This is a genomic window from uncultured Shimia sp., assembly GCF_947493595.1.
Lineage (GTDB): Bacteria > Pseudomonadota > Alphaproteobacteria > Rhodobacterales > Rhodobacteraceae > Shimia.
Genome location: NZ_CANLRL010000001.1, coordinates 604,604 through 630,782 on the forward strand (window position 1 = coordinate 604,604; position 26,179 = coordinate 630,782).

At 57.2% G+C, this 26,179-nt stretch carries 32 protein-coding genes; 12 read left to right on the forward strand and 20 right to left on the reverse strand.

What is annotated here, in order from left to right:
- The first annotated feature begins 92 nt into the window (after positions 1-92).
- The gene (locus Q0955_RS03060) at positions 93-668 is read left to right on the forward strand and encodes a PA14 domain-containing protein (RefSeq protein WP_299419730.1); all 576 of its coding nucleotides are present in this window, start codon (positions 93-95) and stop codon (positions 666-668) included.
- 116 nt (positions 669-784) lie between these two features.
- Here Q0955_RS03060 and Q0955_RS03065 read toward each other — a convergent pair whose 3' ends face one another.
- The 7 genes from Q0955_RS03065 to Q0955_RS03095 all read right to left on the reverse strand — a co-directional run bounded on the left by Q0955_RS03065 (position 785) and on the right by Q0955_RS03095 (position 7,943).
- Positions 785-1,459: a hypothetical protein gene (locus tag Q0955_RS03065; protein WP_299419733.1), complete on the reverse strand. Its 675-nt coding sequence runs from the start codon at positions 1,457-1,459 to the stop codon at positions 785-787.
- Positions 1,460-1,503: 44 nt separating this feature from the next.
- Positions 1,504-2,250: a hypothetical protein gene (locus tag Q0955_RS03070; RefSeq protein ID WP_299419735.1), complete on the reverse strand. Its 747-nt coding sequence runs from the start codon at positions 2,248-2,250 to the stop codon at positions 1,504-1,506.
- 58 nt (positions 2,251-2,308) lie between these two features.
- Positions 2,309-2,758, reverse strand: a complete 450-nt coding sequence (locus Q0955_RS03075; RefSeq protein ID WP_299419738.1) for a hypothetical protein — start codon at positions 2,756-2,758, stop codon at positions 2,309-2,311.
- A 150-nt stretch (positions 2,759-2,908) separates the two neighbouring features.
- Positions 2,909-3,463, reverse strand: coding sequence for a hypothetical protein (locus Q0955_RS03080; RefSeq protein WP_299419740.1), 555 nt, complete (start codon positions 3,461-3,463; stop codon positions 2,909-2,911).
- A 4-nt stretch (positions 3,464-3,467) separates the two neighbouring features.
- Positions 3,468-5,426, reverse strand: a complete 1,959-nt coding sequence (gene parE / locus Q0955_RS03085) for a DNA topoisomerase IV subunit B (RefSeq protein WP_299419743.1) — start codon at positions 5,424-5,426, stop codon at positions 3,468-3,470.
- Between the two features lie 209 nt (positions 5,427-5,635).
- Positions 5,636-6,412, reverse strand: coding sequence for a transporter substrate-binding domain-containing protein (locus Q0955_RS03090; RefSeq protein ID WP_299419745.1), 777 nt, complete (start codon positions 6,410-6,412; stop codon positions 5,636-5,638).
- 229 nt (positions 6,413-6,641) lie between these two features.
- Complete coding sequence (locus Q0955_RS03095; RefSeq protein WP_299419747.1) at positions 6,642-7,943, reverse strand: dienelactone hydrolase; 1,302 nt, start codon at positions 7,941-7,943, stop codon at positions 6,642-6,644.
- A gap of 238 nt (positions 7,944-8,181) precedes the next feature.
- On the opposite strand from Q0955_RS03095, the gene ppk2 reads away from it, so the two are divergent.
- Positions 8,182-9,144 (forward strand): polyphosphate kinase 2, encoded by a 963-nt coding sequence (ppk2, locus tag Q0955_RS03100; RefSeq protein WP_299419750.1) that lies wholly within the window; start codon positions 8,182-8,184, stop codon positions 9,142-9,144.
- Here the strand turns inward: ppk2 and Q0955_RS03105 are convergent.
- On the reverse strand, positions 9,141-9,785 hold the full coding sequence (locus Q0955_RS03105) for a TIGR02453 family protein (protein ID WP_299419753.1): 645 nt from the start codon (positions 9,783-9,785) through the stop codon (positions 9,141-9,143). The two genes, ppk2 and Q0955_RS03105, sit on opposite strands and share 4 nt — an antisense overlap.
- Before the next feature lie 107 nt (positions 9,786-9,892).
- Between Q0955_RS03105 and Q0955_RS03110 the strand changes: the two genes are divergently transcribed.
- Positions 9,893-11,290, forward strand: coding sequence for an MATE family efflux transporter (locus Q0955_RS03110; protein WP_299419755.1), 1,398 nt, complete (start codon positions 9,893-9,895; stop codon positions 11,288-11,290).
- Positions 11,291-11,365: 75 nt separating this feature from the next.
- On the opposite strand, the gene Q0955_RS03115 is transcribed toward Q0955_RS03110, so the two are convergent.
- Positions 11,366-11,773 carry a hypothetical protein gene (locus Q0955_RS03115; protein ID WP_299419758.1) on the reverse strand — a complete coding sequence of 136 codons (408 nt, stop codon included), beginning with the start codon at positions 11,771-11,773 and terminating at the stop codon, positions 11,366-11,368.
- 27 nt (positions 11,774-11,800) lie between these two features.
- A complete protein-coding gene (locus Q0955_RS03120) occupies positions 11,801-13,003 on the reverse strand; it encodes a pyridoxal phosphate-dependent aminotransferase (RefSeq protein WP_299421025.1) in 1,203 nt (400 codons plus the stop codon).
- A gap of 81 nt (positions 13,004-13,084) precedes the next feature.
- Here Q0955_RS03120 and Q0955_RS03125 point away from each other — a divergent pair, with 81 nt between their 5' ends.
- From Q0955_RS03125 to Q0955_RS03135, 3 genes are all read left to right on the forward strand, one after another.
- Positions 13,085-13,486 (forward strand): helix-turn-helix transcriptional regulator, encoded by a 402-nt coding sequence (locus tag Q0955_RS03125; protein ID WP_299419761.1) that lies wholly within the window; start codon positions 13,085-13,087, stop codon positions 13,484-13,486.
- Between the two features lie 5 nt (positions 13,487-13,491).
- A complete protein-coding gene (locus Q0955_RS03130) occupies positions 13,492-13,785 on the forward strand; it encodes a succinate dehydrogenase assembly factor 2 (RefSeq protein ID WP_299419763.1) in 294 nt (97 codons plus the stop codon).
- 91 nt (positions 13,786-13,876) lie between these two features.
- Positions 13,877-14,374 (forward strand): winged helix DNA-binding protein, encoded by a 498-nt coding sequence (locus tag Q0955_RS03135; RefSeq protein WP_299419765.1) that lies wholly within the window; start codon positions 13,877-13,879, stop codon positions 14,372-14,374.
- Between the two features lie 128 nt (positions 14,375-14,502).
- Here Q0955_RS03135 and Q0955_RS03140 read toward each other — a convergent pair whose 3' ends face one another.
- The 3 genes from Q0955_RS03140 to Q0955_RS03150 are packed head-to-tail and all read right to left on the reverse strand — an operon-like array spanning position 14,503 to position 16,378.
- Entirely contained in the window at positions 14,503-15,204 is a 702-nt protein-coding gene (locus Q0955_RS03140) for a DUF1194 domain-containing protein (protein ID WP_299419768.1), read from the reverse strand.
- 8 nt (positions 15,205-15,212) lie between these two features.
- Positions 15,213-15,983, reverse strand: coding sequence for a DUF1194 domain-containing protein (locus Q0955_RS03145; RefSeq protein ID WP_299419770.1), 771 nt, complete (start codon positions 15,981-15,983; stop codon positions 15,213-15,215).
- Entirely contained in the window at positions 15,950-16,378 is a 429-nt protein-coding gene (locus tag Q0955_RS03150) for a VOC family protein (RefSeq protein ID WP_299419773.1), read from the reverse strand. The genes Q0955_RS03145 and Q0955_RS03150 overlap by 34 nt, the downstream gene beginning before the upstream one ends.
- Before the next feature lie 207 nt (positions 16,379-16,585).
- Here Q0955_RS03150 and Q0955_RS03155 point away from each other — a divergent pair, with 207 nt between their 5' ends.
- The 3 genes from Q0955_RS03155 to Q0955_RS03165 all read left to right on the forward strand — a co-directional run bounded on the left by Q0955_RS03155 (position 16,586) and on the right by Q0955_RS03165 (position 18,317).
- Positions 16,586-17,419 (forward strand): thymidylate synthase, encoded by an 834-nt coding sequence (locus Q0955_RS03155; protein WP_299419776.1) that lies wholly within the window; start codon positions 16,586-16,588, stop codon positions 17,417-17,419.
- A 2-nt stretch (positions 17,420-17,421) separates the two neighbouring features.
- Positions 17,422-17,898 carry a dihydrofolate reductase gene (locus tag Q0955_RS03160; RefSeq protein WP_299419778.1) on the forward strand — a complete coding sequence of 159 codons (477 nt, stop codon included), beginning with the start codon at positions 17,422-17,424 and terminating at the stop codon, positions 17,896-17,898.
- 119 nt (positions 17,899-18,017) lie between these two features.
- A complete protein-coding gene (locus Q0955_RS03165; RefSeq protein ID WP_299419781.1) occupies positions 18,018-18,317 on the forward strand; it encodes a hypothetical protein in 300 nt (99 codons plus the stop codon).
- A gap of 81 nt (positions 18,318-18,398) precedes the next feature.
- Here the strand turns inward: Q0955_RS03165 and Q0955_RS03170 are convergent, their stop codons facing one another.
- Positions 18,399-18,605 carry a cold-shock protein gene (locus Q0955_RS03170; protein ID WP_283425143.1) on the reverse strand — a complete coding sequence of 69 codons (207 nt, stop codon included), beginning with the start codon at positions 18,603-18,605 and terminating at the stop codon, positions 18,399-18,401.
- A 174-nt stretch (positions 18,606-18,779) separates the two neighbouring features.
- Here Q0955_RS03170 and Q0955_RS03175 point away from each other — a divergent pair, with 174 nt between their 5' ends.
- Positions 18,780-19,127: an ArsC/Spx/MgsR family protein gene (locus tag Q0955_RS03175; RefSeq protein ID WP_299419786.1), complete on the forward strand. Its 348-nt coding sequence runs from the start codon at positions 18,780-18,782 to the stop codon at positions 19,125-19,127.
- Between the two features lie 51 nt (positions 19,128-19,178).
- Here the strand turns inward: Q0955_RS03175 and Q0955_RS03180 are convergent, their stop codons facing one another.
- The 6 genes from Q0955_RS03180 to thrS all read right to left on the reverse strand — a co-directional run bounded on the left by Q0955_RS03180 (position 19,179) and on the right by thrS (position 24,273).
- Entirely contained in the window at positions 19,179-19,703 is a 525-nt protein-coding gene (locus tag Q0955_RS03180; RefSeq protein WP_299419789.1) for a DoxX family membrane protein, read from the reverse strand.
- 12 nt (positions 19,704-19,715) lie between these two features.
- A complete protein-coding gene (locus Q0955_RS03185) occupies positions 19,716-20,468 on the reverse strand; it encodes a DNA-binding domain-containing protein (protein WP_299419791.1) in 753 nt (250 codons plus the stop codon).
- Positions 20,465-21,322 (reverse strand): DUF692 domain-containing protein, encoded by an 858-nt coding sequence (locus tag Q0955_RS03190; protein ID WP_299419794.1) that lies wholly within the window; start codon positions 21,320-21,322, stop codon positions 20,465-20,467. The genes Q0955_RS03185 and Q0955_RS03190 overlap by 4 nt, the downstream gene beginning before the upstream one ends.
- A gap of 11 nt (positions 21,323-21,333) precedes the next feature.
- Positions 21,334-21,636, reverse strand: coding sequence for a DUF2282 domain-containing protein (locus Q0955_RS03195; protein ID WP_299419796.1), 303 nt, complete (start codon positions 21,634-21,636; stop codon positions 21,334-21,336).
- A 126-nt stretch (positions 21,637-21,762) separates the two neighbouring features.
- Positions 21,763-22,068 carry a DUF2282 domain-containing protein gene (locus Q0955_RS03200; protein ID WP_299419799.1) on the reverse strand — a complete coding sequence of 102 codons (306 nt, stop codon included), beginning with the start codon at positions 22,066-22,068 and terminating at the stop codon, positions 21,763-21,765.
- A gap of 255 nt (positions 22,069-22,323) precedes the next feature.
- Positions 22,324-24,273 carry a threonine--tRNA ligase gene (gene thrS / locus Q0955_RS03205; protein ID WP_299419801.1) on the reverse strand — a complete coding sequence of 650 codons (1,950 nt, stop codon included), beginning with the start codon at positions 24,271-24,273 and terminating at the stop codon, positions 22,324-22,326.
- Positions 24,274-24,433: 160 nt separating this feature from the next.
- Here thrS and Q0955_RS03210 point away from each other — a divergent pair, with 160 nt between their 5' ends.
- Both Q0955_RS03210 and Q0955_RS03215 read left to right on the forward strand, forming a co-directional pair.
- On the forward strand, positions 24,434-25,195 hold the full coding sequence (locus Q0955_RS03210) for an alpha/beta hydrolase (RefSeq protein WP_299419804.1): 762 nt from the start codon (positions 24,434-24,436) through the stop codon (positions 25,193-25,195).
- Positions 25,192-26,178, forward strand: a complete 987-nt coding sequence (locus Q0955_RS03215; protein ID WP_299419806.1) for an alpha/beta fold hydrolase — start codon at positions 25,192-25,194, stop codon at positions 26,176-26,178. The genes Q0955_RS03210 and Q0955_RS03215 overlap by 4 nt, the downstream gene beginning before the upstream one ends.
- Position 26,179: the final 1 nt, after the last annotated feature.

Here is a 26,179-nt window from a genome sequence, read left to right on the forward strand (position 1 = left end):
GACTTCTCTCTCTTCCTCGTAACTGTGACTTGCTCATTGGGGGGCGTTGGTTTTAGGCTGTGTCCAAACGCCATGACGCGAGGAGTTTGGTTGTGAAATCTATTATTGTCAGTGCTTTGGCCGCTGTTTCTATTTTCATCGGAGGGGCTGTTTCGGCGCAGGTGATTGATCTGACACCAGCCAATCCGCAGCCAACGGGTGTGAAGCGGGGGCTCAAGGTCAACTACTTCACCGGCGAGCGTAACGTGCGGAACCTGTCGCAAGCGAAGTCCAAGATCAAGTGGTCCAAACCCGGTAAGCCATTGCCTGGATTGAATTTTCCAGACAAAGGGCAGGGCGCACCGGTGCTGACGTCGGGCAAGGCTACTTTGGTGGTTGCGGACATTAATGGGTATATCAAGTTTGATAAGCCCGGGGTCTATGACCTTGAATTCTTTAGCAATGATGGCTCGCAAATCTGGATTGGCGGCAAGTCGGTGGCGAAGCTGAACAAGATCACGCCTTGTGCCAGTGTCGGGCGGCCGAAGGTCAATGTGCCCTCGGCAGGATGGTATGATTTCAAGGTGTTATACTGGCAGAAAGAGGGAACGGCGTGCCTCGAAAGTGAGTGGAAAGCGCCGGGAGGCAAGCGTCAGCTGATCCCGAACAGCGCGTTTGGCTATAAGTAAACATCGATTCAATAAGGTTAATTGGGGGCTTCGGCCCCCTTTTTTGTTGGCAAAATCCACGTCGGTAAAGTGTCTGTATTGCGACTGTTTTACAGCTGTGGCGATTTTTGCACCGATCAGCGGCAGATATTCTTAACCTGTGCGTCTTTCCACGGCAGCACCACCGCGTCTGGACGGGGTAGATTTTTGACCGGGAAATGCGGCGAGAGCAGAGATTTGAGCCGTTCGGTGCGCGGTGCCTCTGGATCGAGCAGGGAACAGCAGAGGTATTCCTCGACCACAGCCGCCTGCTGCTCGTACCCGTAGTCCAGGAAGGTTGCGGCCGAGGCACCTTCGAACTGATACGGGTCAGCGCCGTTTTTGTGTTCTTGCGCGGCCTTCAACGGCGTGTAGCCAGTGATCTCGCGGTTCTGCCATTGCCAGACGTGCACCATTTCGTGGGCAAAGAACATGGCCGCTGTCAGGTGCAGCTTCTCGGGGTAGCTGGGTACGTAGTCCGGCACCGACCAATCGCGGGAGGTGTAGACGTGCTCATAGAGCACAACACCAGCGGCGGTGGCGGTGATGGTTTCCTCTTTGGGTTCTGGATTGATGCGTTCGCGACAGGCGAGGCGGGGACGTTTTTCATACTCCCACGTCTGGATGCCGAGCGGCGCGTTTTTGGTGATGCGGATCGGTTTGGTGTCGATGGTGGCGCCCAGCACGTCGGTGGTAAATGCCTGTTCCGTTTCGGTCAGGGACCGGCCACAGGAGATCAAAGCGAGACAGAAGAAAACGGGCCAGATGCGCATGGTGTGGAGACTAGCAAAGCGCCTTGTGGTGGCAAGGTGGGAAATCACAGAAGGCTGTCGATTGTGCGGCCCAAGCGGAAAGGTGCCGCAAACGCCACCAAGCAGAGGGCGATGATTTGCAGGATCAGAAGGCCGCGCCCGGATTGCAACAACATCCAGGCGGAATGCAGCGCGTCGATGTCGTCGATCAGCTGATCATAGGTCAGCGCCAGCACGCGATAGTCAGCGGCCACATCCGGGCGATAGGGCTCGATCGCCTCCAGCGCCATGACGGTGGGCACATCGCGGGTGTCAAAGGCGAGGAATTCGGCCATGTCGAGCTCGGCGGCGGCTTTCTCCATGGCGGCGCGTTCGCGGCTTCCGGTGAACAGCAGGGTGAAGCCCTCAAGTGGAGTGGCGCGTTCGGTCACCGATAGAAACAGGGGCAGGGCGGTGTTGCCCGCGGAGCTGGCGGAGAGGTATTCGACCTTTTCGCAGAGCGTTGTGAGGTCTGTGTCTGCCAGATGGGCGCAATACCGCAGGCGGAAGCGGGCGGCGTCTGTGTCAAAGCTGCGGCTGGCGGTGTAGGCCACGGTGACCTGACGGTTGAGCGCGGTGCTGTCCTCTTGGTAGATGCCGACGGCGATGGCGACCACGGCCCCAATGCCCCCCAAGGCCACCCAGATCACGTCAGCCACTTCCCAGGCCTTGGAGCGATGGGCGTATTTGAACAGCAGCACCGCGCCAATGCTGCCGAGGCCAAAACAAAGCCCGATCAGGGGCAATTGATAGATGTGAATAAAGTCCGCCATGGGAGGACTTTAGGCGGTTTACATTGAAACAGGGATCAAAGGGCCGTGTGGGCGCGGGTTATTTTGGTGTGGTGACCAAACGGCCGCCGTTCATACATTCGGTGAAGTGGAAGTCATAAAACTTCTGATCCTGCGCGGCTCCGGCGGCGGAACCGATGGCGCCGCCGATCACGGCAGTGCCAAGCGCGTCGCGGTGATAGCGGTGATCGCGAGTGCCGATGTAGCCGAGGCCGTAGCCCAGTTGTGTGCCGGTTTGTCCGCCTTGCACACGGCCACGCATACCAGCGGCGGCGCGGGCGTATTGGTCACAGAAGAGTTCCGTGCGCGGCTGCTTTTGCCCCCATTGGTGCGTGCCTTTGTTGGTGTTCAAAGACGGCTGATTGGAGCGCTGCTGGCTTTCCGGGGACATGAAGTTGTTTTGATGCCGGGCGGAGTCCTTGCGGGCTTGGGCCGAGGTCTGAGTGACGGGCAGCAGGAGGGCGAGTATCAGGGCAAGGGCAGGGCGCATGGGGGGAGTTTGGCAGGCGGTTTCGTGCATCGCAACCCAATGCGGAATGCAAGGCATTCCGCCGCGCCCGACCCTGACCCGAGGGAGGGCGCGTTCCGCACCCACCCTCGGGTCAGGCGCTGTATTTCTGAGCGATAGCGAGCCGAGTTTTTAAGGCAACCCAACGGCGAGCGGGATAAGGACCATTCGCCCCCAGTCGGGCCACAGAACAACCGACACTCCAAAGGCAATTGGCAGAATGTAGTCTAGTAGAAGTCCGGGTAGTGTACTTACAATTCCGTCTGCTTTCTTGAACCTTATTTCAAGTTGCTTGAGTTTGTGCTCAATTTCGACCTTTTCACTCTCGAAAAGATCTATATTGGAATGAATGGAGGGTTCGCCATGGGAAACTAGATTTTCATAGTGAAACGAAATTTCTTTGGCCGCCTTCGCGCTGTTGCGATCATAAAGCAGTTGAAGAATGCTGCGATTTGCCCCTGGTAAGAATCTTAGACAAAACACCAACAGCAGGTAGGCGGTTACGAGACGCAACACTCCCACAATTTCTTCTTGCGAAAAGCTGAACGAAAAGCCGAACAAATCAACGCTTGTGTGGTTAATCTGAAGTGCTGCAAAAATGAGCGTAGTAGATGCGCTCGCAAATACAGACTTGCGCGCGCGGGTTTCGTCTTCTGGAGAAAGGTGTTGAGCTTCAAATAAGGTCATTCACTCAAACATCCAACTCCTCCACAAACCGTGCATTCTCCTGAATGTACTGGAAGCGTTTTTCCGGCTTTTTGCCCATCAGGTCATTCACCAACCCATCGGTTTCGCCGGGCTCGTCTTCGTCGATGGTGATCCGGATCAGCTTGCGGCTTTCAGGATCCATGGTGGTCTCTTTCAGGTCTTTGGCGTCCATTTCCCCAAGACCCTTAAAGCGGGACACGTCAATGCGCCCTTTGCCGCCAAGGCCTTTTTCAAGCCACATGTCTTTTTCCGCCTCATCGACACAGTAGACACGTTTGGCCCCCTGCGTGATGCGGAACAGCGGCGGGCAGGCCATGTAGAGGTGGCCGGCGTCGATCATTGGGCGCATTTGGGTATAGAAGAAGGTCATCAACAGCGCGGCGATGTGGGCGCCGTCGACGTCCGCGTCGGTCATGATGATGATCTTGTCGTAGCGCAGATCGTCAACGTTGAATTTGGTGCCAAGCCCAACGCCAAGCGCTTGGGTCAGGTCGTTGATTTCCTGGTTGGTGGTGATCTTGGAACCGGCAGCGCCGAGTACGTTGAGGATTTTACCACGGAGCGGTAGGAGGGCCTGGGTTTTGCGGTTGCGGGCCATTTTGGCGGAACCGCCCGCAGAGTCCCCCTCCACGATGAACAGTTCGGTGCCGTCGCGGTTGGTGGCGGAACAATCCACCAGCTTGCCGGGCAGGCGCAGTTTCTTGGTGGCTGTCTTACGTGCGGTCTCTTTTTCCTGACGGCGACGCAGACGCTCTTCAGCGCGTAGGATCAGGAAGTCGAGGATGGCACCAGCGGATTTCGTGTCTGCGGCGAGCCAGTTGTCAAAGTGGTCGCGCACGGCGTTTTCCACCAGACGCTGGGCCTCAACCGTGGCAAGACGGTCTTTGGTCTGGCCAACAAACTCCGGTTCGCGGATGAAGCAGGAGACCAGCGCGCAGCCTCCCGTAATGAGGTCGTCGCGGGTGATCGAGGCGGCTTTTTTGTTGTTGATGAGCTCGCCATAGGCCTTGATGCCTTTGAGCACAGCGGCCCAGAAGCCCGACACATGGGTGCCGCCTTCGGGGGTGGGGACGGTGTTACAGTAGGACTGGATGAAACCGTCGCGCGACGGGGTCCAGTTGATCGCCCATTCGACCTTGCCCGGCACGCCAAAGCGGCCTTGGAAATCCACGGTGCCAGCAAAAGGTTGCTCGGCGTAGGTGGTGGCCTTGTCCATGGTTTCTTTGAGGTAGTCAGACAAGCCGCCGGGGAAGTGGAAGGTGGCCTCGGTTGGGGTCTCACCGTCGTCGATGGCGGTTTTCCAGCGGATTTCGACGCCGGAGAACAGGTAGGCTTTGGAGCGGATTGATTTGAACAGGCGCGCCGGTTTGAAACGGTGGGAGCCGAAGATTTGCTCATCCGCATGGAAGGTCACGGTGGTGCCGCGCCGGTTGGGGGCAGCACCAACTTGTTCCACGGGGCCCTGTGGCAGGCCACGTGAGAAGCGTTGTTCAAACAGTTTCTTGTCGCGTGCAACTTGCACAACCATCAGATCCGACAGCGCGTTCACAACCGAGGCGCCTACGCCGTGCAGACCGCCCGAGGTCTGGTAAGCTTTGCCGGAGAATTTGCCGCCCGCGTGCAGGGTGCAGAGGATGACTTCCAATGCGGATTTGTCCGGAAACTTCGGGTGGGGGTCCACCGGGATGCCGCGGCCGTTATCGCGGATGGTGATCGAGTAGTCTTCGTGCAGCTCTACCTCGATGCGATTGGCAAAGCCTGCAACCGCTTCGTCCATCGAATTGTCGAGCACTTCGGCCACGAGGTGGTGCAGGGCGCGTTCGTCCGTGCCGCCGATATACATGCCTGGCCGTTTTCGGACAGGTTCCAGCCCCTCAAGGACTTCAATAGAGGAGGCGTCGTAATCGGTCGGCTGTGTTTCGGCCAGAAGGTCGTTGGGCATTCGCGGGCTGCTCTTTTTTGTGTTGCTTGCTGCGCATTATGGCAGGGGTGTGCGGCGGTGGGAAGAGGCAGGGCACAAGAACCGTAAAGCCGCCTGTGATTAAACAGGCGGCTTTTTGGAGAGAGGGAATGTGTGGTGCCCGGATGGAGGGACAGTTCACAGCTAGGCACCACGGGATCACATGGGGATGTGATTAGCGAGCTGGCGGATCACATGGAGAGGTAGTTGTCGGCCAGCGAGTCTCGGTATTTGTCGATCCACTTGGTGTTGATCGCCGCAATGGTGCCGTCTGCGTCCAGTTCGGAGAAGCAGCTGTCAAAGGCCACGGACATCTCAGGATCGCGGAAGTTCATGGCGTAGTTGGAGGGCTCAAAGATGGCGCGGAATTCCAGCGGTTGGCTGGCGTCTACACCTGCGGAGGAACCGGCCTCACGCAGGCTGGCGGCGTAGGCGGCAAAGAGCATGCCGTCACCCAAAATGCCGTCAACGCGGCCGCCAAACAGCAGTTTGGACTGAGTCTCCTGATCGGCCATTTCCCGGTAAGAGCCAAAGGAGCCTTGCGCGTCTGATAGGCCCGGCAGGATACCGGAAGCGCCTTCAAAGGCGGCGATGCTGAGGCCGGCGAGATCATCGAGCGCGCCAAATGTGTTGCCGGAAGAGGCGAGGTAGGACACGCCGTTTTGATATGAGATGTAAGGCGCGCTTTGAGCACCATCCATGGGCATGCCAAGAGGCACAGTCATCACGGCGTCGCCGGTGCCGCCTTCATAGGTGGCCCAGTGACGTGTGAAGGGTTGCACCACGTAGTTTACCTCATGGCCGCAGTGTTCCATCACACGGGTGACAATTTCGGCCTCGCGGCCGGAGCCGTCAGCGTAGACCATGGGCGGCAGATCTGCAGCCAGGATGGTGACGGTGTCGGCGATGGCAGCGCCGGTGGAAACGGTCAGCGCAATGGCAGAAACCGTGGCAGTCGTGAATTTCATTTGGGTAGCCTCCTCGCAATTCCTGCAGCAGTCTAGGCACCCAAGTCTTAATGACATCTTAGCCGGAAATAGGTTTTATTTCGGGCGGTAAACTTATCTAAGTATTTGTTTTGTAACGAAAGTGCGGAGCTTATTTCGTCAGGGTGTTTTGTGACAGTTGGAGACAATTCTAGACAATGCAGTCGTGAAAAAGGCGACCGAACTGGTCGCCTTTGGGAGGAGCGTGCGCTTACTGACCCTTGCGCAGGGTTTCAAACCGCAAACCAACTGCCGTGCGGGCAGGGAAGCCTGTCCAATAGCTGTGATCTGGCTTGAACGTGCCATCTTCCTCTGCGGAGAACACACCGTCTTTGGCAGAGGGGACCAAGTCCAGATAGGCGGCTTTGTGGCTGTCGTCTTTCAGGTGTAGGTCAAGGAAGGCCGTGGTGAAGTGCTGGGTGATGTTGTTCATGCGCGTGGTGTCCCAGACCGCGTCGGCGTAGTGGTCAAACGGCGGGAAACCGAGGGTTTCGGACGGTTGCCAACTGGCCATGGGCGCAGGGATCGTTGCAGCGGCGTTGTGGTTTGCGTTCTCAAAGGTGAGCAGGTGTCGGTCTGTGCCGGTGGTCTGCTCGAAGATGTCTCGTATGGCTGCGTAGACGGACACGTCGTCGACTTCGCCCGCCATCAGCAGGGTTGGTTTGCGCAGGCCAGCAAGCCCCGTCTCATCCCATAGGCCATAGTTTTTGCCCCAAGGGCCGATGGAGATGATGGCTTTTACGCGATCATCCACAAGGGCTTGGTGCGTGTCCGTGCCGGACACATTGTGGGCAAGCGTGCCTTGCGGAGGGGCAAAAGGAGACGCTTCGACGCCAGAGGCGAGGCCTGCACCGCCAAAGATCAACGCGCCGTAGCCGCCCATTGAGTAGCCGATCACGGCTGTGGTCTCCGCGTTGGTGATGGCGCCAATTGGCCCCTCAAGCGCGGCCATGCTGTTGAGCACAAATTTCTGGTCAATTGGGCGGTTGAGTAGGGTGGAGCCAAAGGCGGCTTGATCGGCGTAGGTGCTGTCGGTGTGGTCAATGGAGGCCACCACGTAGCCCTTGGAGGCAAGGTTCTCGCCCAGATGGGAGAGCAGCAGGCGGTTGCCCGGATAGCCGTGGGAGATCACCACCAGCGGGAAGGGGCCGTCTTTGGTTGGTGTGGCGTCACGGGAGGCACGGCCGGTGAGGGTTGCCGACAATGCTGGGTCACGCAGCACGGTTTCATAGGTGCCGCCTTGGGCTGAACCTTGGGCAGCCGGATACCAGATTTCCACAGTTAGGGTGCGATCATAACGCGCGAGTGTGTCTTCGGTGGAATTGAGAACGTCGATCTGATCGGGGTGCGTAAAGGTCCGTGTTGTGACGCCGACTGGTTGGGCTCCATAGGGCGCCAAGTCCGGTGCGTCAGGCCGGATAAGGTCAATGCGGTCCTGAGCGGAGAGGGATGTGGCAGCGAGAGTCAGTGACACGGCGAGCTTTCGAAAGTGAGAGTGAGAAATACCAAACATAAACGTCCTCCAATGACTGGGAAAAGTCTAGGGGGACAGGGTGCACCAATCTACCTGAGCGTGATTTGGCGACGTGAGGTCATTGTGTACAGGTGTGTACCGAAGGATTGGGCGGAATGCCTGTTTTTATTGGCGGAAACCCACAAAATTGAAGATTCAGTTGACGTGTATCAAAGAGAATTTTTGCGCGCGGTGGTAGGTCAAAGCCATCTCATGAAACGTAAGAAAGGAGACGCATATGGATGACCAGTTGGACGGTGTGGTGCAGGTGAAAGAAGTTGTGACGGAGGCTGTTGAGGACGGCTCTCAGGCCGTGGAAACCGCTGAAGCTGGGGCTGGTAATGAGCCGTCAGCGGATGAGTTGCGCCGCGCGTTTGAGAAAGGCCAGTACCCTTATCCCAAGAAGCTGTCCCGCCGGTCTTATGAGAAGCAGAAAGCAGAATTGCAGGCGGAGCTGCTGAAGGTGCAGCTCTGGGCGCAGGAAACCGGCCAGAAGTTTGTGATGCTGTTTGAGGGGCGGGATGCAGCCGGCAAAGGCGGTACAATCAAGCGCTTTACGGAGCACCTCAATCCACGGTCTGCACGGGTGGTGGCATTGAACAAGCCCACCGATGAGGAGCGCGGCCAGTGGTATTTCCAACGCTACATCGACCACCTGCCAACCACTGGCGAAATGGTGCTTTATGACCGCAGCTGGTACAACCGCGCCGGTGTGGAGCGGGTGATGGGCTTCTGCGAGCCGGGCGAATACCTCGAGTTCATGCGTCAGACTCCGGATTTGGAGCGGATGTTGGTGCGCTCGGGCATTCGGCTTTACAAATACTGGTTTTCGGTCACGCAGGACGAGCAGAAACGCCGGTTTGAAAGCCGGGAGACCGATCCGCTTAAGCAGTGGAAGTTGAGCCCAATTGACAAAGCCTCGCTGTCCAAGTGGAGCGATTACACCGAGGCCAAAGAGGCGATGTTCTTTTATACCGACACTGCTGACGCGCCGTGGACGGTTGTGAAATCCAACGACAAAAAGCGGGCGCGTTTGAACTGCATGCGGCATTTCCTGGCCTCGTTGGACTATCCCGGCAAAGACCACAGTATTGTGGAGCAGGCGGACCCGTTGATTGTGAACACCGCAAGCCATGTGATCCATCAGTCCGATCACATTCTGGGGGCGGCGTTGCACCCGGATACCCGTAAGCCGCGCTAAAGCGCGGCGAGCATCTGCGTGAGCGGCTGTAGGTTTTGAAAGGCGGTCTCCAACTGTGAAGTGAGGCCGCCTTTTGTGATGTCGCTTTCCTCAAAGTCAAACCAGACGGTGCAGCTTTTGCGTTTGAGCAGGGCGGCTTGTGGATGGTCTTTGTCAAAGGGGACAGGCACCCGTTTGAGCTCCGGGCTGTCCATGCGGGCGCCTTGGCATTGCAGGTCTGCAATGGCTCCAGCAAGCTGTACGCCCTTGGGGCCATCGACGGCCGCGCGCCAGCGGGTCAGTTGGTTTTTGTCAAATCCCATGATGCCGCCACCTACAGACAGGTAGTTCCGCCCAATGCCAAAGAAATAGCCGACGGGCGGTGAGGACCACAGCATGTGCAGATGCAGGTGGTAGGGTGTTTTGTCTCTGGAAAACCGCACATCTCGGTGCGGGCGGAACAGTTTGGTGGAGGGCACTTGGCCAGTTTGTTTTTCCAGCGAGGCTGCCATCGTGTCGAGCAAAGCCAAAGCGGGCGTTTTGAGCTGGGCCTCATAGGTGGGTTTGTTGTCGTTAAACCATTCTTTGGTGTTGTTGTCGGCCAACGCGTTAAGAAAAGCGCGGCTGTCGGAAATCAATGTGGCAAAGGGATCGGCGGACATGGGGGAACCTTGTTCTATCAATGTGGTCCATGGTGGCAGAGGGGGGATTTTTGATCAACGCAAAGGCGGGCCTTGCTCTGCCTAATTAACAAGCTTACTGCTTGGGCATGACACCTACACAATCGACCTCCCCCATGCGGACGTCTGACCACGTTCGCGCCCTTTTGCGCATTGGCTTGCCGCTGATTGGCGGCCATGTGGCGCAGTTTGGAATCGGTCTGACCGACACGGTCATGCTTGGCTGGTACTCCGTGGAGGCACTGGCCGCTGTGGTGCTGGGCAGCACGTTTTTCTTTGTGATCTTCATTCTGGGATCGGGTTTTGCCATTGCGGTGATGCCCCTGGTGGCTGAGGCCGATGCGGAAGGGGACGAACAAGCCCTGCGGCGTGTGACTCGTATGGGGCTGTGGCTGTCGGTGATTTTTGGCGTGGTGGTGCAGCCACTGTTTATGCTCTCCGGACCGATCTTGTTGTCGTTGCAACAGGCGCCAGATGTGGCGGAACTGGCGCAGGCCTATTTGCGGATCGCAGGGCTTGGGTTGGTCCCGGCTCTTTTGGTGATGGTGCTCAAGTCCTATTTGGCGGCGCTGGAACACACCCGTGTGGTGTTCTGGGTCACCGTGGCCGCTGTGCCGGTGAATGCGGTGGTGAACTACGGGCTGATTTTTGGCAACTGGGGCTTGCCGGAGATGGGCGTGCGTGGCGCGGCGATTGCCTCGATCCTGGTGCAGTTTGTGTCTCTCGTAGGGGTGATCCTCTACGCCATCAAGGCGTTGCCACAGCATGACCTCTTTGCCCGCATCTGGCGGCCGGATTGGGAGGTTTTTGCCAAAGTGTTTCGGCTGGGGCTGCCGATTGGCCTCACAAATCTGGCGGAGGTGGGGCTGTTCTCGGCGTCGTCCATTATGATGGGGTGGCTGGGCACGGTCACGCTGGCAGCGCATGGCATTGCGCTGCAATTGGCCAGCTTGGCCTTTATGATCCACTTGGGTTTGTCCAATGCGGCGACGGTGCGCGCGGGCAATGCCATGGGGCGCAAAGACGCGGACCATATGGCGCGCGGCGCTTGGGTGGCGATTGTGGCTTCTCTGTTGATGGCCTTTGTTGCCGTGGCGATTTTCCTGATTTTCCCGGAACAGCTTTTGGGCGCCTTTATTGACCCGCAAGAGGTGCAACGCGACGCGATTGTCGCCACAGGTGTGACCCTGCTTTATGTGGCGGCGCTGTTTCAGGTGATGGATGGGGCGCAGGTGATGGCTCTGGGGTTGTTGCGCGGTGTGCAAGACACCCGTGGCCCAATGGTGATTGCTGCAATCAGTTATTGGGGCATCGGCGTGCCAAGCGCCTATGTGCTGGGCTTCACCTTTGGGATGGGCGGCGAAGGTGTCTGGCTGGGGCTTGTCTGCGGTCTGACTGCGGCGGGAATCCTGCTGATGTACCGTTTCTGGGTTACAGATTTAAACCGCCTGCGTAAGCGGTTCTCCGAGAAAAAGGTGTCGGTTTAACACCGACACCCGCAATTCTCATTCCACAAATATCCTGGGGAGTCCCATCAAGGATGGGACGGGGCAAAGCCCCTCTTATTTTTTGCCCTTGAGCAGGCGATCCGCCTTTTTGCGCACCAGTACAGAGCGTAGATCATGCATCGCCAGTAGCAATGTGTCGGTGATCTGCTCCAACTGATCCGGTGTGGCTTTGGACTGTACCCACTGCGACGTCAGGTTTAGATGATCGACCGTGCGCAGGATGTCGTCCACGGTGCGCGCGTCCAAAAGCGCGCGGCGCTCTGCCATCCAAGCGTTGATCTCGGCCTTGTCTTCCTTGGTCAGCTTGGTGTCACCATGGGGTTTCACATCGCCGTTCTTGATGTTGACGACCGCGATCTGATCCATTTCGATCCGGCGCTGACGGTTCTCCGTGTCGACACGGAACACCACAGCGCCGTTTTCGCGGACGCGGAAGTAGTAGTCTGGCAGGTCACTGCTCATGGGCCACCTTTTGGTTTGGATCCGCGTTTAAGTCAGCGACGCACAGAAGGTCTGAATGCGTGTGCAGGCGGTTTTCAGTGCCTGATCCGAGGTGGCGTAGCTGACCCGGAAATTGGGCGACAAGCCAAAGGCGGCGCCAAAGACCACGGCGACATCCGCTTCATTCAGAAGCGCGTTGGCAAAAGCCTCGTCGTTTTCAATCACGGTGCCTTGGGGCGTGGTTTTGCCAATCAATCCGGCGATGGACGGGTAGACATAGAACGCGCCTTCCGGTGTGGGGCAGGAGATGCCGTCGATCTGGCTCAACATATCGATCACCAGATCACGGCGGCGTTTGAAGACCACGTTGTTGGGCTCGAGAAACTCTTGCGTGCCGTTCAGCGCCTCTACTGCGGCCCATTGGCTGATCGAGCAAGGGTTGGAGGTGCTTTGCGATTGCACTTTGCGCATTGCGGCGATCAACTCGACAGGACCGGCGGCATAGCCGATGCGCCAGCCGGTCATGGCGTAGGCTTTGGACACACCGTTGCAGGTCAGGGTGCGCTCATAGAGGGCAGGTTCCACTTCTGCCGGGGTGCAGAATTCAAAACCGTCATAAGCGAGGTGCTCATACATATCGTCAGTCATCACCCAGACATGGGGGTGGCGCATCAGTACATCGGTCAGGTCTTTGAGCTCTTCGCGAGAATACCCTGCGCCGGTCGGGTTGGACGGCGAGTTGAAGATCAGCCATTTGGTTTTGGGCGTGATCGCGGCCTCAAGCTGCTCAGCGGTGAGCTTGAACTTGGTGTCCAGCGAGGTTTCCACAACCACCGGTGTGCCGCCCGCGAGCAGCACCATGTCGGGGTAGCTCACCCAGTAGGGTGCGGGGATGATGACTTCATCGCCGTCGTTTAACGTGGCCATCAGCGCATTATAGAGCGTCTGTTTGCCGCCGGTGCCCACGGAGACCTGTGCAGGCGTATATTCGAGCCCGTGGTCGCGCTTCATCTTGGCGCAAACCGCTTGCTTCAGCTCGGGAATGCCATCCGGCGCGGTGTATTTGGTTTTGCCTGCGGCAATGGCAGCCACGGCGGCGTCTTTGATGTTTTGTGGCGTGTCAAAGTCGGGTTCACCGGCAGAGAGGCCAATCACGTCACGGCCAGCGGCCTTCAGCTCGGCGGTCTTTGCTGTCATGGCGATGGTCGGAGACGGTTTCACGCGGGACAGGGTGTTGGACAGGAAAGACATTTGGGCCTCGTTTGTAATCACTGCCTCCATGTCTTAGGGTGCGCGGGAAGGCCGTTCAAGGCTGAAACCAAAGGAATGTATATGTCACAGGACCAAGTAGAACCGCTGACCGATGAGGGGTGGTACGGTGAAGATGTGGCGACCTTTGGCGATCGCTTGGCGGCGGCGCGCGACGCGGCGGGGCTGAAGCAGGGAGAACTGGCCAAGCGGTTGGGTATCAAACGCAGCACCCTATCTAATTGGGAAGGCGATCTGAGCGAGCCACGCGCCAACCGGCTGTCGATGATGGCGGGCTTGTTAAATGTGTCCGTTGGTTGGTTGCTGACGGGTGACGGTGACGGTGTGGAGATGCCCGGTGACGAAGAGAGCGCCGACACGGATTTGCTCGCGATTGTGCAGGAAATCCGGGTGATCCGCAGCCGTATGAAGAATGATCTGGAAAAACTCGCGCGTCTGGAGAAGGCGCTGCGCAACAAAGTGTGAAGACAATGGACATCCCCAAACCCGCTCCGAATCCAGCAAATGAGACCCATGAGAATCGTCTGAAACGCATGCAGATGCGGTCGATGCGGCGTGGGATCAAAGAAATGGACATTATTCTGGAGCGCTATGCGGCGGACAATTTGTCCACCATGGACGCGGCGACGCTGGATCTTTATGATGCTTTGCTGCACGAGAATGATCAGGACTTATATCAATGGGTTACGGGGCAAAAATCAGCTCCGGCGCAGTTCGCAGCGATGATTTTGGACATTTCCACAGCCATCAGTGGCCCAAATTGACGCGAATTTGTGACGTCTTTTGGGCGGTTTAACCTCTTGTTGGGCTTTTTCGGTCAATCTGTTTGCTAGACAAAGCTGACGGAGAACTAGAATGAGCTTTCATTCACCAATGGAAAGTGGGCCAGAGCAGTCGTTTATGACTGACTACTTGGACTCACTGGCGCTTGTTGAGCGCCTGCACCGGCTGTTGCTGGATGTGATCAAAGACGAATTTGAGCGTGTTGGGGTTATCGAAATCAATGCGGTACAGGCGCTGTTGCTGTTCAATATTGGCGACAACGAAGTGACGGCAGGCGAATTGAAGACCCGTGGTTACTACCAAGGCTCCAATGTGAGCTACAATCTGAAGAAGCTGGTCGATGCGGGCTACATGCATCATCAGCGTTGCGAAATCGACCGCCGTTCTGTGCGTGTGCGGCTGACCGACAAAGGTCGTGAAATCCGCGATGTGATTTCCAAGCTGTTTGCGCGTCATGCCGAAGGCCTTCAGGCCAAAGGCGTACTGGGCGAAGACGGTATTGAGCAGATCACCCACGCGTTGCGTCGTGTGGAACGGTATTGGACCGACCAGATCCGCTACATCTACTAAATTCCCGGACACCCTAGAACGGGGAATCCGCGGCTTTTGCGCGTCAGCCTAGAAAGGCACGGCGCGCTTTCCCCATTTCGGGTGTTCAACTTGGCGACTCGTTGGTTCTTTGCCATTCGCATGGCTGACTATTGTGCGTGTACCAGAGAGAGACCTTCCAACTCGCGCAACAGCTTGCGGGTCATCGCGGCTTCGTAGTCTGCAAACCCATGGGCCACTTCGACAAATGCATCCGGCCCTCGGATCACCCGTGCGTTGAAATAGGCAATGAGGTTTGCTGTTTCTTCCCGCGACTCGCCGGAGGGACGGGACGTGCCAGCCCCTATCACCAGCGCGTTGACTGTGATTTTAGCGGATAACAAAATGTCGCGTGGCAAGCGGCCGGTGTTGGCGATGCCATCGCCCGAGATGTCCAAGGTCCAGCGCCAGCAGTCGGGTTGAGTGTGCAAAAGCTCTGCACCAAACAGCATAGCGGGACCAAGGCCGGTGGAGACGTCCATTTTGGGGCGGCTATGGCCGCGCAAGGTCGTGGTCACATCGGAAAGCGCCGCTTGAGAGGTGATTGGCATCCAGGGTGCGATCATGTTCTGGTGATCCGGACCGCTCCACTCATAGACTGACACATACACTGGTGCTGCACCGGGTTGCAGCAGCGCGTTCACCACTCTTGGGTTCTCAAGAGCGGAGGCCAAGCCATTGAGTTGCATGTGATATTCAGTTTCGTTCACCGAGCCAGACACGTCCAAACCAAGCGCCAATGCCTGACGACAGCTGGCTTGGGCGGCCTGTGTCAGTGCGATCAGAACAACAGCACAGAGACTGCGCAACATCGGAGGGCTCAAGGGTGCAGATCCAATTGGCCCAAAACCGTGACCGAAAGTTCGCGAGAAAGCTTGCGGCGCATGGCGTTTTCAAAATCATCAAACCCGTCGGCGACTTCGACAAAAGCAAAGGGGCCACGGATCAACTCGCGTTTGTAATACTTCACCATGTCCCCCGGTTGGGCGGCGAGGTCGGCGGCCTTTTCGCCAAAGGTTTCAATGGCGAGGGCGTTTACGATTACGCCGTCCAAGGGGAAAGCGTCATAAGCCTGTTTTGGGGTAAAGCCGTCGTTGTTTTCGCCATCTCCACTCACATCGAGGACTTGTACATCGCACTCCGGGGCGTCCCGGAACAGGCGAGCGGCATGGCCCACAGCGTGCCCCAATGCGGTGGGGAACTCGGTGGTTGAGCGTTTGGAGAGGGCCAGTTTTGCCGCGCTTTCCAAAAGGGTCTGTCGGCTGTCGATGACGGTCCAGTCCAGCAAGGTATGATGCTGGGTGCGGCCGCTCCATTCATAGACCGAAAAGGCCACCGATTGTGGCGCATTCAGAAAGGCGGCTTGTACTTCCGGAGCGGTGAGGGCCGCAGCCAGCCCGCGGCGTTGCAACATGTCTTCATGCGCATCTACTGAGGAGCTGACATCCAGAGCAAGCAGAAGAGCGATGCGGCACACGGGTGCGGTGTTGGCCGCAGTGGGAATAGGGGAGGCCCAGAGGGCCATCCCCAAAAGCGCGACAGAGGCCGCGCGGCCGATCACCAGTGACCGGTGCTCTCCATGCTGGCCCAAGGCTCAGCTGGTGCAAGGGCGTCGCCTTGCTGGAGCAACTCAATTGAAATGTTGTCGGGAGAGCGCACAAATGCCATGCGGCCATCACGCGGCGGGCGATTGATCATCACGCCGTTGTCGGCGAGGTGCTGGCACATCTCGTAAATGTTGCCGACCTCATAGGCGAGGTGGCCAAAGTGGCGGCTGTCAGACGGCAGGCCTTCGTCACCGTCCCAGTTGTAGGTCAGCTCCAGCGGCGCTTCGTGGTCGCCATCGGCCGCCAGATAGACCAGCGAGAAGCGGCCTTCTTCGCTGTCATAGCGTTTGATTTCTTTGAGCCCAAACAGCGCATAAAACGCCATGGAGGCTTCCAGATCCGCGACGCGGACCATTGTGTGCAGGTATTTCACGTGCATCTACAGTTTCCCTTTTTGGTGTTGGCGCTATCAAAGCATGGAGAGGGGCAGGGAATCCAGCGTGAATTCTGACCTCACAGGGCTGTGATGGTGCGCTTTTTGTCGGGCGCCTGTTTTGGAGGCGCTGGCGGGCCGGTATCTCGTTGAATTTGCCGCGTGGTTGCGGCACCATGCAGGGACCACAAGCACAAAAAGGTAGAGCAGACCTTGCAGCAGTATCATGACGCGCTTCGCACCATTCTGGACCAGGGCGAAGAGTCCACAGACCGCACTGGCACCGGCACCATTTCGTACTTCGGCATGCAGTCGCGGTATCGCCTGTCTGACGGCTTTCCTTTGGTCACCACCAAGAAGCTGCACCTGCGCTCGATCATTCATGAGCTGCTGTGGTTTCTGTCTGGCGACACCAACATCAAATACCTGAAAGACAATGGGGTTTCGATTTGGGATGAGTGGGCGGACGAGAACGGCGATCTTGGGCCGGTGTATGGCTATCAGTGGCGGGCCTTTCCAACATTGCAGGCCTCTGGCATTGCCCATGAGGGCGAACCGCTGTTTGTGAAAAAGGGCGTGGATCAGATTGCCAATCTGGTGGAGATGATCAAAACCTCGCCCGACAGCCGTCGGTTGATCGTGTCCGCCTGGAACCCGGGCGACGTGCCCCATATGGCGCTGCCGCCGTGTCATACGATGTGGCAGGTGCGGATCATCAACGGCAAGTTGCACCTGCAGCTGTATCAGCGCAGTGCGGATATGTTCCTGGGTGTGCCGTTTAACATCGCGTCCTATGCGCTGTTGCAGGTGATGTTGGCGCATGTGACCGGGTATGAGGTTGGGGATTTTGTACATTCGATTGGCGATGCACATATCTATTCCAACCACCTGGACCAAGTGAATTTGCAATTGTCGCGCACGCCAAAAGCTTTGCCTGAGCTGCGGTTGAAGCGCGATGTGAGCTCACTCTTTGACTTTGAATATGATGACTTTGAGTTTGTGGGCTACGACCCCGACCCAACCATCAAAGCGGCGGTGGCGGTGTAATCATGATTTCATTGGTTGTAGGACGGGCGCGCAACGGGGCGATTGGGCGGGATGGCGACATTCCGTGGTTCTTGCCTGAAGATTTGAAGACGTTTCAGCGGGAAACGCTGGGCGGGGCGATCATCATGGGGCGGGCTACCTGGGTGAGCCTGCCAAAGAAACCACTGCCGAAGCGGTTCAATATTGTTGTGTCTTCTCAGCCAGATGCGGCGGAGGTGGTGGTGCCAAGCGTGGCGGAGGCAGTGAAGCTGGCCTATGCGGAGGGCTATCATCGGGTCTATGGCATTGGTGGGTTTGGCATCTACTCGGAGATGCTTCCTTTGGCGGATCGTTTGTTGATTTCCGAGGTGGATATGGATGTGCCGGATGCGGACACGTTTTTCCCTGAGGTGGATCTTACGCAGTGGCGTTTGGCGTCGTCCCGGGGGCTGCCGGGGAACGGTCCCGCGTGCGAAGTTCGTGAGTATTTGCGGCGTTGATTTGACCAGAAACGCAATGAAACACATTGTTTTTCAGGACCAAATTGACAGTTTCCCCGCCTTGGCAGTAGGTTAGCAGAAGTTAACCACGTTGTTTCAGCCATTGGAGCTTGGGCCCTATGAAGCGTTTTTCCATTCTTGTTGCCGCATTGACCTTGACCGTAGCCGCGCCCGTTTCAGCGCAAACCTGGAGCAGCAATGCGCCGGTGATTGGCCCTGTGAATCAGCCGGAGGGCATGTTGATGCACCCGTATCCTGCCTCTGCGAATTTTTGCCCCAACGGCTTGCAGCCGGTGACCATGGGCGGCGTGATTTGCTGTGGCAACCCAAACACCGGTGAAGTGTATTACAACGCAGGCGGCACCCGTAAGCGCAGCTACAGCATGAGCTGCCCTCCGGGCACCAAGGGCTGCTCTTAAGTCTGCATTGCAAAATGAAACGCGCGCCGATGGGGCGCGCGTTTGTTGCAGAAAGGGGCGCGGAATGGCGCCCCAATCTTATCATAGAACTTTGAGCTCACCCGCCATATCGCGGCCGTCTCGGCCCTGGGTCATTTCAAATTCAACTTTTTGATTGTCAGTCAGGCCTTTGAGGCCCGACCGTTCAACAACGGAAATATGGACAAAAACGTCCTTTCCGCCTTCTTCCGGTTCAATGAACCCAAAGCCTTTTGTGGTGTTAAACCACTTTACGGTACCGCGTGGCATACCGTTCTCCTCTATATTCACTTTTAGTCAATCCGGGCTGGGGCCCGGTGGTGCAAAAAACACAAAATCTGAAAGCACGTTTTCAGAGGCACGAAAAATTGCACCACCTAGAGGATTGCACGGCTCCCGGAAAAATCAAGAAAAACCGCCGTGAATTTTGAAAACAGTTGCTTTATGCCTTCATCCGAACGGAAGAAAGGGCGAGAAATGACAACGCTGTATGGGCTGAAAAATTGCGATACGTGCCGTACGGCGCTGAAATCATTGAAAGGTGTGGAGTTTGTAGATGTGCGGGCAGACGGCGTGCCGGATACAGTGCTAAATGCTGCCTTTGAGCAGTTTGGCGCCGCGCTGGCAAACACGCGCTCAACCACATGGCGAACTTTGAGTGAGGACGACCGGAAAAAACCGGTTTTAGAGCTGATCTCTGCGCATCCAACGTTGATGAAGCGGCCGTTGATTGAGCACGATGGAGTTCTCTATTTGGGCTGGGGCAAAGACACGCAAGCGGCCCTTACATAAACGAAACCCGCGCCTAAAAAGGCGCGGGTTTTTGCTTTGTAGGATGTTGAGTTAAACGGTTTCACGTCGTTTGAAGAGGGCGTCCAGAGAAAGGGGGCCTGCGCCTTTTAGGACCAGAACGGCGAACAAGAAAACCCACATCATGCGCTGGTCAATCAGGGCTTGGGCGCTGTCAAAAAGGGAGCCAAGTGCCACGCCGTGACCAGTGACGTCTACAATGGTTTGCACCGCAACAAATCCAATCATGCCAATGGCAGCCAAGCGTGTCAGCAGGCCAAGCAGGATCAGGACCGGAAGCACAAATTCTGCCACTGTTCCGGCGAAGATCACCAGGCGTTGGAAGAAACTCATTTGGCTGACATCCCAAACCACGGCTTCGGCGGCTTTCGGGAAAATCTGGCCAAAGGCACCAGCCGATGGGGAGAAGATTGACCCGTCAATTTTCAGCATGGCGGAGTTCCAGAAGTAGAAGAACAGCACCATCAGGAAGGTCAGGCGTGCCAGAGTGGGCACAAGCCAGTCGAGGCGGTTCAAACGGTCAATGAGGTCTTGATAGAGGGTGATGAGATTGGACATAGAGACCTCCGGTTATGTCGAAATAGTGATGGAAGTCAGGGCATTGCCCGACAAAAGTAAAGTAAGGAGTGTGCCAAGGTCGAAGGTGTCATTTGCCTCGGCGGCTTTGGTTGTAGCGATGCCAAGTGGATCGCCGGACATCAGGCTTTTGACGCATTCCAGGCCGCCTTCCGGCAGGGCATGGGGCATCGGGTCAAATTCCGATCGCAAGATGATCACGTCCTGTGAAACTGCTTCAGGTTTGGGGCCATCTTGCATGTTGAATGCCCATATGGCGTGCAACGGCCACGGCGATTGAAAGACGCTAACCGAAGGCGCGAAGGTGACGGTCACGTCGCCAAGCTGTTCCGGCGGTACAGCTGCAAGCGCGTCAGGGGCGATGGCTATCGCATCGGCGGCGTGGTAGCTTTGGCGCAGCGCAAGTTCGAGATCTGCCACGTCGCCGAGATAGCCGAGATGTGCGAGAGGTTCGAAGCTGCGCAGAAAATCTGGGAATCCGGCGCCGTAGTGCATCATCAAAGGAGACGCCGGAGGCGATTGGCGCAGAAATATGCCGGCAATTGCGTTGAAGTTTTCCTCGCCGATCAGTTTGGCGATGGTTGGAAAACCGGTGGCCAAGGCGTCAGTCAAGGAGACAGCGACGTTGTTGCGATAGACATCAAAGCGGCGTCCAGCAGGGCGGCCTTCGGCATCTGACAGGCCAACGGGACGGTCCTGTTGGCTGTTCAGTATAGCGCTGCGGAAAGTGGTTTGGGTGACGGTCATGCGGTCACCTTTGACAGGGCGGTTTCGGCACGCTCTGCCTCGGCATGTAGGATAGGCCATTCCGGCACATCGGTGTCCCATTCGATTAAAATGGGGCGGGGGCCGGAATGAGACAACGTGTGATCCAGTAAGGCCCAAACAGGGTCGACAACGGGCGCGCCATGGCTATCGATCAACAGCGGTTTGCCGTGGTCGTCCTCATCTTCATCGTGACCGCCGAGGTGAATTTCACCCACATGTTCAAGCGGATAGTCCGCGATGTATTGTTTGGGGTCGTAGTTGAGGTTGGTGGCGGAAACAAAGACGTTGTTTACGTCCAAGAGCAAGCCGCAACCTGTGCGTTTGGCCACTTCGCGTAGGAAATCCGGTTCTGATAGGGTGCTTTCGTCAAAAGCCAGATAGCTTGACGGGTTCTCCAGCATCATCTGACGGCCAATGGTGTTTTGCAGCGCGTCAATGTGATCACAGACACGTGCCAGCGTGTCCTCTGTATAAGGCAGTGGCAGCAGATCGTTGAGGAAAGCGCCCTCATGTGTGCTCCAAGCGAGGTGCTCGGAGAAAACAGTTGGGTTAAGCCAGCCAACCAGATGTTTCAGCCGTGCGAGATGTTCCGGATCAAGGCGTCCTTCGCCTCCGATAGAGAGGCCAACACCATGCACCGAAATGGGAAATCGTTCCGTGAGTTGACGCAGCTGTGCGATGGGGCGGCCGCCGTCCCCCATGTAGTTTTCGGCGTGGATTTCCAGCCAGCCGACGGTGCCGGGATTGTCGATCAGGTCGCTGTAATGCTGTGGCTTGTAGCCAACACCGGGCAGGTTGGGCAGGCCCTTGGGGGAGGGGGGCGCATCATACATCTGCGTGATCCTTAAGATGGTAAGTCGCGAGGCAGGGCCTCAAGCGATGGGGTGCGCGGGGTCCCGTCCGCCATGGCGGGCAGTTCGATGTCGAGACACGTGCCTGCCTCCACAAGACTCCAGGCGTTGCCTTGGTAATCAACGGTGGAGGTGCCAGCACAGGTGGTGCCGGGGCCTGCGGCACATCCGTTTTCACCCGCCTTGGTGATGCCAAAACATTTCTCCTTTTTGGCTGCGTCAGCTGGGGCAGCCTGTAAGGCTAGCGCGGTGGCAACGGCGCTTAGGAGAGGGAGTGTTTTGATGGATTGGGTCATGACTTTGGATCCTGAAACAGAAGCGTTGGCAAAAACGAACAGATACTCAGGGGCATTATGGCATTTTTTGTGTGATTTGGGGAGGTTAGGTGAAGCCCCGGCGCACCGGGGCTTCGATTGTCCGAATTAGGACTTTGGCAGGTCGCGATCCAGCGCTTCCAGAGAACCCATGCGCGCTTTGCCGTCTGCCATGGCAGGCAGTTCCATGGAGGCACAGGTGCCAGCGTCAACCAGTTTCCAGGCGTTGCCCTGGTAGTCAGTTGTGGATGTGCCGGCGCATGTGGTGCCTGGGCCTGCGGCGCAGTCGTTCTGACCTGCGAGGGAAACGCCGTAGCACTTCTCTTTTTCAGCGGCCACTGCGGTGGTGGCGTGAGCGGACAGGGCTGCGGCTACGGCGCTTGCGACTGCGAGGGTTTTTACGGTGTTGGACATTGGTTCTCTTCCCTTGTGAATGTCTAAAACTCGGCCGCCTTGCTGATCTGTGTGTGATCGTTTGCTCGGTGGCATGAGAAGAGATTAGGTCGGAGAGTGCTTCAAAGGCCAATCACGGGGCTGTGTGTCACAGACGCGTTAGATGGCGTGACGGTTTCGTGAAGATTCCAGCGCTGGAAGGTTGGTTTTCCTTCAAAATTGAAACAGGCGCGCCCGGTTTCCCGTAACGCGCCTGCTCAAATGTTGCAAAATCTGTTAGGCCAGATCGGGCGGGGTTGCCTCTTGTGACAATTGGCTCACGATTTCGTCCAAAGACTGGACTTTGCTTTGCTTTTCCCCAAGGCGGCGGGTGGAGACTGTGCGCTCCTCCACCTCTTTCTTACCAATGGCCAAGATCACAGGTACTTTGCCCACAGAGTGCTCGCGGACTTTGTAGTTGATCTTTTCGTTGCGCAGATCAGCCTCGGCGCGCACGCCAGCGGCTTTCAACGCTTCGACCACTTCCAGACAGTAATCATCTGCGTCCGACACAATGGCGGCCACAACCACCTGACGCGGGGCCAGCCAGAACGGCAGCTTGCCCGCGTGCTCTTCGATCAGAATGCCGATGAAGCGCTCAAAGGAACCCAGCGTGGCGCGGTGCAACATGATGGGGCGGTGCTTTTCGCCATCCGCGCCAATGTAGGTTGCGTCCAGACGCTCCGGCAGGTTTGGATCGACCTGAAGCGTGCCACATTGCCAGTTCCGACCAATGGCGTCGGTCAGGGTGAACTCAAGCTTTGGACCGTAGAACGCACCTTCGCCTTCAAGGATCTCGAACTGGTGGCCCGCCGCGTTACAGGCATCGCCCAGAGCTTTTTCCGCGTAGTCCCAGCTTTCGTCCGAGCCAATGCGCTTTTCCGGACGGGTGGAAAGCTTGATGGTCCAGTCGGTGAAGCCGAGGTCGGAATAGATCCCAGACAAGAAGTCGATGAACTTCTTGGTTTCCGAGGTGATCTGATCCTCGGCACAGAAGATGTGACCATCATCCTGCGTAAAGCCGCGCACGCGCATGATGCCGTGCAGAGCGCCAGACGGTTCATAGCGGGCGCAGGAGCCAAACTCCGCCATGCGCAGCGGCAGGTCGCGGTAAGACTTCAGACCTTGGTTGAATACCTGTACGTGACACGGGCAGTTCATTGGCTTGAGTGCGTTCACAGCCTTTTCGCGGGCGTGGTCTTCGTCCACTTCCACGATGAACATGTTTTCCTGGTACTTGTCCCAGTGGCCTGAGGCTTCCCAGAGTTTGCGGTCCACCACTTGAGGTGTGTTCACCTCAACATAGCCGCCGGCTTCTTGTTTGCGACGCATGTAGTCTTGCAACGTGGTGTAGATACGCCAGCCGTTGGGGTGCCAGAAGATTTGGCCGGGGGCCTCTTCTTGCATATGGAACAGGTTCATTTCGCGGCCCAGCTTGCGGTGGTCGCGTTTTTCGGCCTCTTCCAGCATGTGCAGGTGGGCTTTGAGGTCTTCTTTGTTCTTGAAGGCCACGCCGTAGATACGTTGCAGCATCGCGCGGTCGCTGTCGCCGCGCCAGTAGGCGCCCGCCACGGACATCAGTTTGAAGCCGTCAGCTGGCACTTGACCGGTGTGTTGCAGGTGTGGACCGCGGCAGAGGTCTTGCCAGTGGCCGTGCCAATACATGCGCAGAGGCTCATCACCGGGGATGGCGTCGATCAACTCTACCTTATATGGCTCGTTGTTGGCCTCGTAGAACTTCACCGCACGGTCGCGATCCCAGACCTCGGTGGTCACAGGCTCACGTTTGTTGATGATCTCCTTCATCTTCTTTTCGATGCGGCTGAGATCTTCGGGTGTGAAAGGTTCTTCGCGGTCAAAGTCGTAGTACCAGCCGTTTTGGATCACTGGACCAATGGTGACTTTCACGTCGGGCCAGATTTCCTGCACCGCGCGGGCCATGATGTGCGCGCAGTCGTGCCGGATCAGCTCCAGTGCTTCTGCGTCGCTGTCTTTGAGGGTGTTGATCGCAATGGACGCGTCCGCATCAATCGGCCATTGCAGGTCCCAGTGCTGGCCATCCACAGTTGCGGAAATGGCCTTTTTGCCAAGGGAGGTCGAGATCGATGATGCGACCTCGGCAGGGGTTACGCCGCTCTCGTAAGAACGTGCATTACCATCAGGAAAAGTAAGGGAAATTTCGGCCATCAGCCTCAAGCTCCTCGTCAGTTTGGCGCCCACGGAACGCCCGGTTGCGGGTATATGGTTCGGCGCTTTCATGAACCTTGGGGAGAGGCAAGTCAAGCGGGGTTTATCCCTTCTGCGCAGAGGGTTAAGGTCACATCAAATAAAGGAGAAACAATAAGCCATGAGCGTCACGCAGTTTTTTGACACGCCGCAAGGGCGGCGCATTGCCTATCACAAAAGCGGCGATACAGGCCCAACGGTGGTTTTCTTAGGTGGGCTGAAATCTGACATGGAAGGCACTAAGGCGGTGCATCTGGAGGCTTGGGCGCAAGCACGTGGACAGAAGTTTTTGCGGTTTGACTACTCTGGCCATGGTGAAAGTGATGGCGCGTTTGAAGACGGCTGCATTGGGGATTGGCACGAAGACACGGTCGCGGCAATCCACGCTTTGACAGATGGGCCGTTGATCGTGGTTGGATCGTCCATGGGCGGTTGGCAGGCGCTGTTGCTGGCAAAGGCGATGCCAGAGCGGATTTCCGGCATGGTGACCATCGCCGCCGCGCCGGATTTCACCGAGGACAGCTATTGGGCGGGTTTCACGCCGGAACAAAAAGCGCAGCTTGAGGCCGAGGGGCGGGTGGCGCTGCCGTCGGACTACATGGAGCCCTACATCATCACCAAGCGGATGATTGAAGATGGCCGTAAACGGTTGGTTCTGCGGTCGCCTTTGGCATTGCCGTTCGCAACGCGGTTTTTGCAAGGCACCGAGGATACGGCGGTGGACAGTTCGGTGGCCTATCGCTTGCTCGATCACGCAGAAGGTGAGGACATTCAACTGCTTATGGTCAAGGGTAAGGATCATCGCTTTTCCGATCCAATTTGTCTAAATTTAATCGAGAGTATGGTTGAGGAGGTGATTTTGGCCCCTCAAGCTTCACAATGAGAGCATTTGGGCGTTTGTTAGGGCGGTTGCTTCTGGTTGTGGTTTTGTGCGTGGGGGCGGTTTTTGTTTTTGGCCCGTATGAGCAGATTTCCCTGACGTCAACGGTGCAGGATGCCGACATTGGCGCGGATGTGGATGCGTATTTCGCGGCGCAGGAAGCGCGGTTTGAGGACATCACGCCGGGCACGGAGAAGCGGGTAATTTGGCACGCGGAGCGCGGTGAAAAAACGCCTGTGGTGCTTGTTTACCTGCATGGGTTCTCTGCCACGTCTGAGGAAATCCGTCCGGTACCGGATCGGGTGGCCGAGGCGCTTGGTGCAAACTTGGTTTACACCCGCCTTCAAGGGCACGGACGTGATGGGGCGGCATTGGCAGAAGCCACAGTGCAGGCCTGGGTCAATGATGTCGCCGAAGCCTTGCATGTTGCACGGCGAGTTGGCGATGAGGTGGTTGTGATGGGTACATCCACTGGTGGCACCCTTATGGCGGCCTTGGCGGATAACCCGGAGGCGATGGCTGACGTAAAGGGCATGATCCTGGTGGCTCCGAATTTTGGGATCAAATCACCGTTTGCCAAACCGCTGACCTGGCCAGCGGCGCGGTATTGGGTGCCGGTGGTGGCCGGGGCAAACCGGGTGTTTGAGCCAACCAGTGAGGCCCACGCCAAATATTGGACAACCGCCTATCCGACAGTGGCGGCGATGCAGATGGCGGCAATGGTGAAGGCTGTCTATGAAAAGGACCATGGGCAGGCCCTCGTGCCCGCATTGTTTTGGTTCTCTGACGGAGATCAGGTGGTGACCGCTGCACGCACACATGATGTGGCCGCGCGTTGGGGGGCAGAGGCCACTGTGCAGGTACTGCAGCCGTTTGCAGAATCTGACCCGCGACAACATGTGATTGCTGGGGATATTCGATCTCCTGCGGAAAATGATCGCGCGGTTGAGAGCTTTGTTAGATATTTTAAAGGGTTAGGCGGATGAC

Coding starts and splice junctions, on each gene's coding strand:
- Q0955_RS03175 (WP_299419786.1), top strand. CDS start 18,780: ATGCCTTCATCCGAACGGAAGAAAGGGCGAGAAATGACAACGCTGTAT.
- Q0955_RS03165 (WP_299419781.1), top strand. CDS start 18,018: ATGAAGCGTTTTTCCATTCTTGTTGCCGCATTGACCTTGACCGTAGCC.
- Q0955_RS03115 (WP_299419758.1), bottom strand. CDS start 11,773: ATGAGCAGTGACCTGCCAGACTACTACTTCCGCGTCCGCGAAAACGGC.
- Q0955_RS03150 (WP_299419773.1), bottom strand. CDS start 16,378: ATGCACGTGAAATACCTGCACACAATGGTCCGCGTCGCGGATCTGGAA.
- Q0955_RS03200 (WP_299419799.1), bottom strand. CDS start 22,068: ATGTCCAACACCGTAAAAACCCTCGCAGTCGCAAGCGCCGTAGCCGCA.
- Q0955_RS03215 (WP_299419806.1), top strand. CDS start 25,192: ATGAGAGCATTTGGGCGTTTGTTAGGGCGGTTGCTTCTGGTTGTGGTT.
- Q0955_RS03170 (WP_283425143.1), bottom strand. CDS start 18,605: ATGCCACGCGGTACCGTAAAGTGGTTTAACACCACAAAAGGCTTTGGG.
- Q0955_RS03130 (WP_299419763.1), top strand. CDS start 13,492: ATGGACATCCCCAAACCCGCTCCGAATCCAGCAAATGAGACCCATGAG.
- Q0955_RS03190 (WP_299419794.1), bottom strand. CDS start 21,322: ATGTATGATGCGCCCCCCTCCCCCAAGGGCCTGCCCAACCTGCCCGGT.
- thrS (WP_299419801.1), bottom strand. CDS start 24,273: ATGGCCGAAATTTCCCTTACTTTTCCTGATGGTAATGCACGTTCTTAC.
- Q0955_RS03080 (WP_299419740.1), bottom strand. CDS start 3,463: ATGACCTTATTTGAAGCTCAACACCTTTCTCCAGAAGACGAAACCCGC.
- Q0955_RS03105 (WP_299419753.1), bottom strand. CDS start 9,785: ATGTCCGCCGATCCCTTTGCCACATTGATTTCCGACAGCCGCGCTTTT.
- Q0955_RS03070 (WP_299419735.1), bottom strand. CDS start 2,250: ATGGCGGACTTTATTCACATCTATCAATTGCCCCTGATCGGGCTTTGT.
- Q0955_RS03135 (WP_299419765.1), top strand. CDS start 13,877: ATGAGCTTTCATTCACCAATGGAAAGTGGGCCAGAGCAGTCGTTTATG.
- Q0955_RS03120 (WP_299421025.1), bottom strand. CDS start 13,003: ATGTCTTTCCTGTCCAACACCCTGTCCCGCGTGAAACCGTCTCCGACC.
- Q0955_RS03095 (WP_299419747.1), bottom strand. CDS start 7,943: ATGTTTGGTATTTCTCACTCTCACTTTCGAAAGCTCGCCGTGTCACTG.
- Q0955_RS03110 (WP_299419755.1), top strand. CDS start 9,893: ATGACACCTACACAATCGACCTCCCCCATGCGGACGTCTGACCACGTT.
- Q0955_RS03065 (WP_299419733.1), bottom strand. CDS start 1,459: ATGCGCATCTGGCCCGTTTTCTTCTGTCTCGCTTTGATCTCCTGTGGC.
- Q0955_RS03125 (WP_299419761.1), top strand. CDS start 13,085: ATGTCACAGGACCAAGTAGAACCGCTGACCGATGAGGGGTGGTACGGT.
- Q0955_RS03195 (WP_299419796.1), bottom strand. CDS start 21,636: ATGACCCAATCCATCAAAACACTCCCTCTCCTAAGCGCCGTTGCCACC.
- ppk2 (WP_299419750.1), top strand. CDS start 8,182: ATGGATGACCAGTTGGACGGTGTGGTGCAGGTGAAAGAAGTTGTGACG.
- Q0955_RS03185 (WP_299419791.1), bottom strand. CDS start 20,468: ATGACCGTCACCCAAACCACTTTCCGCAGCGCTATACTGAACAGCCAA.
- Q0955_RS03140 (WP_299419768.1), bottom strand. CDS start 15,204: ATGTTGCGCAGTCTCTGTGCTGTTGTTCTGATCGCACTGACACAGGCC.
- Q0955_RS03180 (WP_299419789.1), bottom strand. CDS start 19,703: ATGTCCAATCTCATCACCCTCTATCAAGACCTCATTGACCGTTTGAAC.
- parE (WP_299419743.1), bottom strand. CDS start 5,426: ATGCCCAACGACCTTCTGGCCGAAACACAGCCGACCGATTACGACGCC.
- Q0955_RS03075 (WP_299419738.1), bottom strand. CDS start 2,758: ATGCGCCCTGCCCTTGCCCTGATACTCGCCCTCCTGCTGCCCGTCACT.
- Q0955_RS03090 (WP_299419745.1), bottom strand. CDS start 6,412: ATGAAATTCACGACTGCCACGGTTTCTGCCATTGCGCTGACCGTTTCC.
- Q0955_RS03210 (WP_299419804.1), top strand. CDS start 24,434: ATGAGCGTCACGCAGTTTTTTGACACGCCGCAAGGGCGGCGCATTGCC.
- Q0955_RS03160 (WP_299419778.1), top strand. CDS start 17,422: ATGATTTCATTGGTTGTAGGACGGGCGCGCAACGGGGCGATTGGGCGG.